This is a genomic window from Nocardioides sp., from assembly GCF_035703625.1.
Lineage (GTDB): Bacteria > Actinomycetota > Actinomycetes > Propionibacteriales > Nocardioidaceae > Nocardioides.
Genome location: NZ_DASSXS010000047.1, coordinates 1 through 10085 on the forward strand (window position 1 = coordinate 1; position 10085 = coordinate 10085).

The window sequence follows — 10085 nt, forward strand, 5'->3', positions numbered from 1 at the left end:
GGTCGGTGGCCCGGACCGGCGCGAACGGGCGAATCCACTTGTCGTCGATGACGCGGCTCCGGCGCTGCTCGTCGGTCTCGAGGACGTCCTTGATGTGCAGGTAGCCGAGGAGACCGCCGTTGTCCCCGATGGCCGGGAACCTGCTGAAGCCGGTGGCGGCGCACAGCTGCTCGACGTCGGCGACGGTGGCTCCGCGCCGGACGGTGGTGAGGCTGTCGGGGCTCATCAGCACGTCCTGCACGGTCTTCTCGGTGAAGCCCAGCGCCCCGGCAAGCCGGCCGTACTCCTCCTCCTCGAGCAGGCCCTCCCCCCGGGACTCCTCCACCAGGGCCGCGACCTCCTCCCGGGTGAAGGTGGAGCTCACCTCGTCGCGCAGGTCGACTCCCACCAGGCGCAGGATCGCGGCCGCCATGGCGTTGACCACGACGATGACGGGCCGCAGCACCGTCACGATGGCCCACACCGGCGGACCCAGGACCATCGCGGCCCGGTCCGGCCCGGCCAGCGCGATGTTCTTGGGGACCATCTCGCCCATCACGACGTGCAGGTAGACCACGATCGACAGACCGATGGCGAACGCGATCGGGTGGACGAAGGACTCGGGCACGTGGAGGGCGTGCAGCCCGGGCTCGATGATGTGGGCGATGGTCGGCTCGGCCACCGCACCCAGCAGGAGCGAGCACACGGTGATGCCGAGCTGGTTCACCCCGATCACCAGGGAGATGTTCTCCATCGCCTTGAGGGTGGTGCGGGCGAATCGGGAGCCGGCCTCGGCCCGCGGCTCGATCTGGGTGCGGCGTGCCGACACCAGCGCGAACTCCGCGCCCACGAAGAAGGCGTTGCCCGCCAGCAGCAGGGCGGAGAACAGGAGGAGACCGACCGTGGTCATCGCTCGTCCTCCGCGGAAGGGTCACCCGCGTGCAGCCGCAGGCTCACCCGGTCGATGCGCAGCCCGTCCATGTAGAGCACCGAGAGCACGGCCAGCTGCTGCCGGAGCCCCTCCTCGTCGCTCGGGTCGGGGACGGGAACCTCGGCGACGTCGCCCTGGTCGGGCACCCGGCCCAGGGTGCGCAGGACCAGTCCCGCGATCGTGTCGTAGTCCTCGTGGTCGGGGAGCTGGATACCCGTCAGGTCCTCCACCTCGTCCGGACGCAGCAGGCCGGACAACGACCAGCTGCCGTCCTTGAGCTGTCGGGCACGCGCCCCGAGCCGGTCGTGCTCGTCGGCGATGTCGCCCACGATCTCCTCGATCACGTCCTCGAGGGTGACGATCCCGGCATGGCCGCCGTACTCGTCGAGGACCACGGCCATCTGGAACCCCTCCCCCTCGCGGAGCAGGGCCAGCAGCGGGTCCAGCCGCATCGTGTCGGGCACGACGATCGGCCTGGCCATGATGTGCTTGATGCGGGTGGTGGCGCGCTCGGGGACCGGCAGCGCGACGGCGTGCTTGACGTGGACCGTCCCGACGACGGTGTCCTCGGCGTCCAGCACCGGGAACCGCGAGTGACCCGACTGCCGGGCCAGATCGATGACGTGGGTGGCCCGATCGCCGTCCTCGACGCTGACGGTGCGCACGCGCGGCGTCATGATCTCGCCGGCCGTACGCGTGCCGAACTCCACGGACCGCTCCATCAGCTCGGCGGTCTCCGTGTCGAGCGTGCCGTGCTCGGCCGAGCGCTGCGCCAGGGACGCCAGCTCGGCCGAGCTCCTCGCCGAGCGGAGCTCCTCCTGGGGCTCCAGCCCGAGCCGGCGGACCAGGGCGTTGGCCGAGCCGTTGAGCAGCCGGATCGGCACGCGGTTGATCGAGGTGAAGGTGCGCTGGACGAGCTGGGTCCGGCGGGCGACCTGCATCGGACGGGCGATCGCGAGGTTCTTCGGCACCAGCTCACCGAAGATCATCGTCAGCCCGGTACCGATCGTCAGCGCGATGGTCACCGACACCGCCCGCACCGCGCCCCCGGGAACGCCCAGCGACTCGAGGGGCCCGTCGATGAGCTCGGCGATCGCGGGCTCGGCGAGGTAGCCGATGGCCAGGTTGGTCACGGTGATGCCGACCTGCGCCCCGGACAGCTGGGTCGAGAGGGAGCGAAGCGCTCGCTGCACCCCGATCGCCCCGGCGTCGCCCTCGGCGGCGGCCTGGTCGACCTTGCTCCGGTCCACCGTGACGAAGGCGAACTCGGCGGCCACGAAGACGCCACAGGCGGCGATGAGCAGCAGAGCCGTCCCGAGGAGGATCCACTCGGTCAGCGTGGGCTCCTTCGCGAATCGGGTGGTGCTGGCACCGCCACCCTACCGGCGTGGTCGCCCACGACCCGGATCGCCGGAGCAATGTCCCCGATTCGCCCCCCGAGGGCGGGCCGAGTGCCTACTCTTTCCCTTCCTCAAGATCTCCTCAACGCATTCTCGGCAAGGCGACCTCTCCGTGACCATCCCACTGCTCGGCACCCAGGCGCGTCACCTGGTCAGCCGCTTCTCCTACGGCGTCACACCACGCCTCGCGACCGAGGTCCGGGGTGCCGGCGGCGCGAGCGCATGGTTCGAGCGTCAGCTCACCCCGAGCGCCGTCGACGACCCCGGTGTGGCCGGGCTGGCCACCTGGTTCCCGAGCCTGGACAGCAGCGCGGCGACGTTGTGGCGACGCCAGGTCGAGGGCATCGAGGGCGGCTGGGAGGTGATGGCGGACTACGCCCGTTGGGTCCTGCTGCGCCGGATGCGCTCGCGCCGCCAGGTCCACGAGGTGATGACCGAGTTCTGGGAGAACCACTTCAACGTCCCCGCCAACGGGGATGCCGCGTTCACCCACCGCAAGTCCTACGGCGACGCGATCCGCGCCCACGCGCTCGACAGCTTCGAGGCCCTGCTGCAGGCGACCATCACACACCCCGCGATGCTGATCTACCTCGACAACGCCGTCTCCACCGCCTCCCACCCCAACGAGAACCTCGGCCGGGAGCTGCTGGAGCTGCACACGGTCGGCCGCGGGAACCACGACGAGGACGACGTCAAGAGCTCGGCGCGGATCCTCACCGGCTGGACCGTGGACATGTGGCGCAGCTGGGCACCGTCGTACGACGCCGCGCGGCACTGGCGCGGGCCCGTGCAGGTGCTCGGGTTCGGTGACCCCAACGCCGACGCGGACGGCCGGGACCTCACTCGTCGCTACCTCTCCCATCTCGCCCACCACCCGCAGACGGCCCGGCGAATCGCCCGCAAGCTCGCTGTGAAGTTCGTGCAGGACGACCCGCCGGAGGCGCTCGTCGAGGAGCTGGCGGACGTCTACCTGCGAGCCGGGACCCGCATCCGGCCCGTGCTCCGGGCACTGGTCGCGAGCCCCGTGTTCGCCGCCTGCGTCGGCGCCAAGGTGCGCGACCCCGGTGAGGACCTGGTCGCGACCTACCGTGCGCTGGGCGTCAGGGTCGCCGAGCCCACCACCGAGCAGGATGCCGCCAACAGCATGCTGTGGCAGGTGTCGTCGCTCGGCTCGGCGCCGTTCTCCTGGCCGCGGCCCGACGGCCAGCCCGCCGACAACCAGGCGTGGTCGTCGCCCTCGCGGGTGCTGGCGTCGATGCAGATCCACTACACGATGAGCGGAACGTGGTGGCCCACGACCGGGATCACCTATCGCAGGCCGACGTCGTGGGCGCCGGAGCTCCCCGTCCGCTTCGACCGGCTGGTCGACCATCTCGCACGGGTGTTCCTCCACCGTCGCGCCAGCGACGCACTGCTCGCCGCCTGCTGCGATGCGGTCGGCTGCCGACCCGGCGAGAGGATCACCCGTGACCACCCGGTCATGGGGTGGCGCAACCCACGGCTGCTCACCTGTGTCCTCGACTCCCCCGACTTCTTCTCGAGGTGACTCCATGACCCCTTCTGCCTCCACCCAGACGTCGCCCCCCGCGGACTGCTGCGCCGAGTACGCCGCCCTGACGCGGCGCGGCCTGCTGCTCGGGACTGCCGCGCTGGCCGGTTCGAGCACCATGATCGGCTCAGCGGTCGTCCGCGCCTCCGCGGCGACCACCGTGTCCGCGCGGTCGGTGATGGTGGTGCTGTCGCTGCGCGGCGCCGCCGACGGAATGTCTCTGGTCGTCCCGCACGGCGACCCCGTCTACTACTCCGCCCGGCCCCGGCTGGCGATCCCCGCGGACCGGCTGCTCGCGCGCGACGCCATGTTCGGCCTGCACCCGGCCCTGGCCCCGCTGCTGCCACTGTGGAGCTCGGGCCGGCTCGCCGCCGTCCACGCCACCGGACTGCCCGCGCCCAACCGCTCCCACTTCGCCGCGATGGAGGAGGTGGAGGATGCCGACCCGGGCTCGACGGTGCGCTCGGGCTGGCTCAATCGCCTGATCGGGCTCGACGACCGGACCTCGCCGCTGCAGGCGATCAGCGTCGGCGGCGGGGTACCCCCGGCGTCGCTCTACGGGCCCGCCGACTACCTCTCGGCGCGGGACGTGCGGTCGGTCAGCATCCCGGCGGGCGACGCGTCGGACACCGAGGGCTGGCGCAGGGTCCGCTCCCTCCACCGGTTGTGGGACGGCCAGTCCACGCCGATCGGACGGGCGATGCGGGCAACCCTCCGGTCGGTCGCCGAGTTCGAGCCGGCGCGCAGCACGAGCCCGACGCCGGCCCACGGGGCGACGTACCCCTCGGGGGACCTCGGGCGCGCCCTCGCGGAGGTGGCCCGGATCATCCGTGGGGACGTCGGCGTGGAGGTGCTGACCGTGGACCAGGGCGACTGGGACCACCACAGCGGGCTGGGCACGGCCGACCGGGGACGGATGCTCCGCAACGCCGGCGAGCTCGCCGCGTCGGTGGCCGCGTTCTTCACCGACCTCGGCCCGCTCGCCGACAAGGTGACGCTGGTGGCGCTGAGCGAGTTCGGGCGGCGCGTCGTCGAGAACGCCAACGAGGGTCTCGACCACGGGTACGGAAACGCGATGCTGCTCATGGGTGCCGGCGTCGTCGGTGGCTACCACGGGCGGTGGCCGGGCCTGGTCGCAGACCACGACGCCGACCTGCAGGTCACGACCGACTACCGCTCGGTGCTCTCCGAGGTCGTCTCGTCCCGGTTCGCGGCCAGCCCGGCCGCGGTGTTCCCCGGCTTCGTACGGGAGCCCGTGGGGGTCATGCGCGGAGCGTGACGGGTGCCGCGTCATAGACTCGACGGCGAACTGGGGCCGCGGCCTGGAGGGGCCGGTCCGTGAGACCGAGGTCAAGGGGGATTACTTCCGTGACATCCGATTCCTGGGACGCCGATGCCCTGGTCCGTCGCTACGACGAGGTCCGATCCCACACCGAGTCCCTGGCGGCTCCACTCTCGCCCGAGGACCAGACCGTCCAGTCGATGCCGGACGTCTCTCCGACGAAGTGGCATCGCGCCCACGTGACCTGGTTCTTCGAGACCTTCGTGCTGGCCGACCACGAGCAGGAGTTCGCGCCGTACGAGGAGCGGTACTGGTTCCTCTTCAACAGCTACTACGAGGCGGTCGGTCCCCGCTACTCGCGCCCCGACCGCGGTCTGATCAGTCGCCCGGGCGCCCACGACGTCGGGGTCTACCGCGGCAACGTCGACGACCGCATGCGCGACCTCGTCGCCCGCCTCGACTCCGGCTCCCTCGACAAGGTGGCGCCCACCATCGAGCTCGGCTTCCACCACGAGCAGCAGCACCAGGAGCTGCTGCTGATGGACATCAAGCACGTGCTCTCGCTCAATCCCCTGCAGGTGGCCTACGCCGGATCGCCCAGCGCGCACTCGGAGCCCGATCCCCTCGGCTGGGTCGACATCGAGGGCGGCCTGGTCGAGATCGGCCACCAGGGGGAAGGGTTCAGCTTCGACAACGAGCTCCCCCGCCACAGCGCGTGGTTGGAGCCCTACCGCCTCGCCGACCGGCTGACCACCAACGGCGAGTGGCTCGAGTTCATGCGCGACGGGGGCTACGAGCGGCCCGACCTCTGGCTCTCCGACGGGTGGGCCAAGGTCAGGGACGAGGGGTGGCGCGCACCGTTCTACTGGACCGAGCAGGACGGCGTGTGGTTCGAGCACACCCTCCACGGCACGTGGCCGGTCAATCCGGGCCTGCCCGTGAGCCACGTCAGCTACTACGAGGCAGAGGCGTTTGCGACGTGGGCGGGCAAGCGGCTCCCCAGCGAGGCCGAGTGGGAGCACGGCCTCGTCGCCGACGGCCAGTTCCAGCCGGCCACGGTCATCGGCAACCTCGGCGACCGCGAGACCTACCACCCACGCGCTGCCCCGGCCGGCGACGCGCAGTCGGGCTCGGGACGGCTGCGGCAGGTCTACGGCGACTGCTGGGAGTGGACGTCGTCCGCCTACCACCCCTACCCCGGTTTCCATCCCCCCGAGGGCGCCATCGGCGAGTACAACGGCAAGTTCATGTCCAGCCAGATGGTGCTGCGCGGTGGCTGCGCCCTCACACCGGCGGGTCATGCGCGGGCGACGTACCGCAACTTCTTTCCCCACCAGTCCCGCTGGGCACTGTCCGGGGTCCGCCTCGCCGACGGTGGTGCACCCGCAGCCGAACGACCGGCAGCGACGGCGTGAGCTCCCCCAGGCGTCCCGTGGTCTCGGTGGTCCTCGACCCGGAGTGGGCGGGTGACACCCTGGTCCAGGACGTCCGGAGGGGCCTCGGCGACCAGCCGCGCAGCCTGCCGCCGAAGTGGCTCTACGACGACGTCGGGTCCGAGCTGTTCAGCCAGATCACCCGGCTTCCGGAGTACTACCCGACCGAGCGGGAGCGATCCATCCTGACCCGGCACGCCGACGAGATCGTCACTCTCACCGGCGCCACCACCCTGGTCGAGCTGGGCAGCGGCACGAGCGACAAGACCCGGACCCTCCTCGACGCGTTCACGAGGAACGACCAGCTCACCCGCTTCGTCCCGGTCGACGTGTCGGAGGAGACCCTCCGGGCCGCGGCCGCGCAGCTCGCCGAGAGGTACCCCAGCCTGACGATCGAGGCCCTGGTCGGCGACTTCACCCTGCATCTCGGGCACCTGACGGGTCCGGGCCCGCGCATGGTCGCGTTCCTGGGAGGCACCATCGGCAACCTCTACGTCGAGGAGCGCGCCGCGTTCCTCGGTGCGCTGGCCGACTCGGTGGATCCCGGGGACTGGCTGTTGCTGGGCACGGACCTGGTCAAGAGCGCAGACCGGCTGATCGCGGCCTACGACGACCCCGGAGGCGTCACCGCCCGGTTCGTCACCAACTGTCTGCAGGTGCTCAACGACCGGCTCGACGCCGACTTCGACCTCGACGCGTTCACCTACGTGCCGTTCTGGGACCCCCACATGGAGCGGATGGACCTGCGCCTGCGGGCCGAGATGCCCCAGCACGTGTCGATTCCCGGAGCGGGGATGTCGATCGACCTCGCGAGCGGCGAGGAGCTCCGGGTCGAGATCTCGACGAAGTTCCGGCCCGAAGGCATCGCCGCCGAGCTCGGTGCAGCCGGGTTCGAGGTGGAGCGCAGCCTGACCGACGACGACGGCGACTTCGCGCTCACCCTCGCCAGGCGCCTGCCCTGACCGCAGGTCAGCTGCGTCCCGGGGCCGCACCGAACCGGATGACCAGCACGGCCATGTCGTCCCGCGGGGCCTCAGGGGCGAACTCCACGACCAGCCGCCGGACCCGTTCCGCCACCGCCTGGGCGGAGTGCGCCGTTCCGGCGGCGGCGAGCTCTCGCGCCAGTCCCTCCTCGCCCAGCATCACCGAGCCGACCCGCCGTTCCAGGACGCCGTCGGTCACCGCCACGAACAGCTCGCCTCGTGACAGGCGGTGCTGCTCCGCGAAGTAGCGCACGTCGTCGACCACGCCGAGCAGGGACTGCGGGCGGCCGACCTGCTCGACCGCGCCACGCTCGTGCACGATCATCGGGAGCGGGTGTCCCGCACTCACCATCTCCACGCGCATGCCGTCACCGTCGGGCTGCAGGATCCCGGCCACCAGGGTGAGGAACCGGGATCGTTCACCTTCGTCGATGATCGCCGCGTTGAGGCGTTCGAGAACGTCGGAGATCGGGAACCCGGCGAGCACCAGCGCGCGGATCGTGTGCCGCGCGAGCCCGGTGACGGCCGCCGCCTCGGGCCCGGTGCCACACACGTCGCCGACGACGAAGCAGGATCTCCCGCCTCCGATCGGGAACAGGTCGTAGAAGTCACCCCCGGCGGTGCTCGCCTCTCCGGCGGCCTCGTAGACCACGCCGACGTCCAGACCCGGCGCCTCCGGCGTGGACGACGGCAGCAGGCTGCGCTGGAGCGCGTTCCCTATCGCCCTCAGCTCGCCGTGGGCCTTGGCGTTCTCGATCGCGATGGCGGCGCGTCGGGCCACCGACTCGGCGACCAGGAGGGGCTCGCCGCGCAGCGGGTCGCCCTCCGGCCGGCCCAGCGACAGGTGCCCGATCCGGCGCCCGCGCGCCGTCAGCGGCACGGTCAGCACCTCTCCCCACCGGCCGGCCGCCCACGGGCCGGGCTGAACGGACCGGGGCTCCACGGTGTCGCCCGGTTCCGCCGGGTCGGCCGGTTCCTCCCACGAGGGCACGTTCCCGGCCTCCAGGTCGGCGCGCAACGGCTCGATCTGCCGCTCGTCCTGGTGCCACACCTGTTGCAGGACCGGGTTGCCCCGCTCGTCGTCGAGGTGGACCGCACACCACCGGGCGATCTTGGGCACCACGATCTGACCGGTGATCGCCATCGTCATGTCCTGGTCGAGCGACCCGGCCAGGAAGTCTCCCGCCTCGGCGAGGAAGGTCAGCCAACCCCTGCGCTCGCGCTCCAGGGACTGCAGCCGGGCCCGGTCGGTCGCCACCGCGAGCGCGTTGGCGATCTGCTGCAGGAGCACGCTCTGGTCCGGCGAGAAACCCTCGACGTGCGCGGCGGCCACCCCGATCGCGCCGACGACACGGTTCTCGACGGCGATCGGGACGAGCACCAGCGAGCACAGCCCGGCCTCGGCGAGCAGCGGGACCGGCGTCTTGGAGAAGTCGGGCACGACCACGGGCAGGTGTGGCGTTCGTGGATCCGGCGCGCCGGGTACACCCGAGGCGAGCCGTCGGCCGATCATCGTCGAGGGCAGCCCGCTGACCGCCTTGATCTCGTACTCGTCCTCGAGGTCGCGCAGCATCAGCAGGTACGCCGCGTCGGCCGAGAGCCGGTCACGCACCCGCTCGACCGCCAGCATCAGGTAGTCGTCGAGGCGAAGGCGGACCAGGGCCTCGTCCATCAGGCCGAGGCCCTGGTCGGCTGCCGGTGCTCCCGGCCGTGCCGCGGGGCGCTCGATCAGCGCGCGCTGGTCGGCCGCCACCATCAGTACCGTCGAGCCGGTGCCACGCTCCCGGCCGACGTGTGAGGCGAAGACCGCCACGGGCTCCTCGTTCTTGTGCAGGACGCAGTAGGTGCCCTGCCATCCACGGGCCATGTCGGCCGGCGAGGGGAGCTCGTGCTCGTGGTCTCCGGGCACCCGGTCCAGCAGCTCGTCGAACTGCCGCCCTCCGATCTCGTCGGCGTGCCAGCCGAAGAGCGCCGTCGCGTCGTCGTTCCACGCCGACACCACACCGCTGCCCGACAGCTGGGCCACGGCGACGTGCGCACGGCCCGAGCTGTCACCGGGCGGGGGCGACCACCGGGCGGCGGGCTGCTGGTCCCCCGGCCGGTCGAAGCGCAGCCACACGCGCTTGGAGGCGGAGGTGTAGTCGACGCCCCAGGCCGAGGCCAGGGAGAACGTGATCATGAGCCCGCGGCCCTCCTCCGCGTCCTCGGTGGCCTGCGCCACCACCATCGGCAGCATCCGCTTGGGGTGGAGGTCCTCGACCTCCACGCGCACGCTCTGGGTGTCCAGGCGGAGCTCGAGCCGGGCGGTGGTGCCGGCGTGCACGACCGCGTTGGTGACGAGCTCGCTGACGAGCAGGACGACGCTGTCGGCCAGGTCGCCGGCCTCCCACTCCTCGAGCATCTCGCGGGCGAAGGCACGGGCCTGGGCCACGGACTTTTCGTCCGCCGCGAAGGTGCGGTGAGCGTGAAGCGGCAGAGTTGTCATGACCACTTTCGGAATTTGCCTGCGGACTTACAACATGGTGACA

At 71.6% G+C, this 10085-nt stretch carries 7 protein-coding genes; 4 read left to right on the forward strand and 3 right to left on the reverse strand.

What is annotated here, in order from left to right; all coding sequences use genetic code 11:
• Both VFN12_RS02085 and VFN12_RS02090 read right to left on the reverse strand, forming a co-directional pair.
• A partial coding sequence (locus VFN12_RS02085; RefSeq protein ID WP_325116892.1) for a CNNM domain-containing protein occupies positions 1-889 on the reverse strand: 889 nt, incomplete at its 3' end.
• Positions 886-2247: a hemolysin family protein gene (locus VFN12_RS02090; protein ID WP_325116915.1), complete on the reverse strand. Its 1362-nt coding sequence runs from the start codon at positions 2245-2247 to the stop codon at positions 886-888. The genes VFN12_RS02085 and VFN12_RS02090, both read right to left, overlap by 4 nt.
• A gap of 175 nt (positions 2248-2422) precedes the next feature.
• Between VFN12_RS02090 and VFN12_RS02095 the strand changes: the two genes are divergently transcribed.
• From VFN12_RS02095 to egtD, 4 genes are all read left to right on the forward strand, one after another.
• On the forward strand, positions 2423-3856 hold the full coding sequence (locus VFN12_RS02095; RefSeq protein WP_325116893.1) for a DUF1800 domain-containing protein: 1434 nt from the start codon (positions 2423-2425) through the stop codon (positions 3854-3856).
• Positions 3857-3860: 4 nt separating this feature from the next.
• The gene (locus tag VFN12_RS02100) at positions 3861-5138 is read left to right on the forward strand and encodes a DUF1501 domain-containing protein (protein WP_325116894.1); all 1278 of its coding nucleotides are present in this window, start codon (positions 3861-3863) and stop codon (positions 5136-5138) included.
• Between the two features lie 89 nt (positions 5139-5227).
• Positions 5228-6556, forward strand: a complete 1329-nt coding sequence (gene egtB / locus VFN12_RS02105; protein WP_325116895.1) for an ergothioneine biosynthesis protein EgtB — start codon at positions 5228-5230, stop codon at positions 6554-6556.
• Positions 6553-7536, forward strand: coding sequence for an L-histidine N(alpha)-methyltransferase (gene egtD, locus VFN12_RS02110; RefSeq protein ID WP_325116896.1), 984 nt, complete (start codon positions 6553-6555; stop codon positions 7534-7536). Before egtB ends, egtD begins: the two co-directional genes overlap by 4 nt.
• 7 nt (positions 7537-7543) lie before the next feature.
• Here egtD and VFN12_RS02115 read toward each other — a convergent pair whose 3' ends face one another.
• Entirely contained in the window at positions 7544-10042 is a 2499-nt protein-coding gene (locus VFN12_RS02115; protein WP_325116897.1) for a SpoIIE family protein phosphatase, read from the reverse strand.
• Between the last annotated feature and the right edge of the window lie 43 nt (positions 10043-10085).